Origin of the sequence: Acetomicrobium sp. S15 = DSM 107314 (assembly GCF_016125955.1) — a bacterium.
Lineage (GTDB): Bacteria > Synergistota > Synergistia > Synergistales > Thermosynergistaceae > Thermosynergistes > Thermosynergistes pyruvativorans.
On sequence record NZ_JADEVE010000270.1, the window covers coordinates 1 to 497 of the forward strand.

Sequence of the window (497 nt, forward strand, 5' to 3'; positions counted from 1 at the left end):
GATCGTGTTCGCCTCCCTAAGTTCTACAAGCCTGCACTTCTTGAAGCTTTCATAAAATGCAGATGATCCTTCGGGTTGCACTCCAACTATCTTAACGGTCGGTTTTATCGTTTTCATAACAAAGTAAATGCCAGATGCCAAAACTCCTTTCTCTTGAGTAGCTCCTCGAGCTTTTTTAATTCTTCAGGCGTAAGCTTGGAAGGCCTGCCCCTTTTTGAACCCTCTTTAGAGGCTATTCCTTCATATCCTGCGCTGTGCCAGGGAGATACCCCGGGACATCCACAAAAGTTACCACAGGGATGTTAAAGGCATCACAAAAACGAATGAAACGACTCGCCTTATCTGAGGCATCGATATCCAAGCATCCCGCAAGGTGAGCAAACTTATATGTGGACTTTACGTCCACCACAAAGCCCCGGTCGCCGCAGATGGCCACCACGTCGAACTCCTGCTTGCTGCCGGTCTCGGGGTCCTTGATCGACACATTGTGAGTGATG

Annotated in this window: 1 protein-coding gene; it reads right to left on the reverse strand. The window is 48.5% G+C overall.

Going from position 1 to position 497, the window contains the following annotated elements; genetic code table 11:
* Positions 1 to 232 precede the first annotated feature (232 nt).
* Positions 233 to 497, reverse strand: a 265-nt coding sequence (locus tag EZM41_RS07285; RefSeq protein WP_274704703.1) for a carboxyl transferase domain-containing protein, incomplete at its 5' end; no start/stop codon positions are given.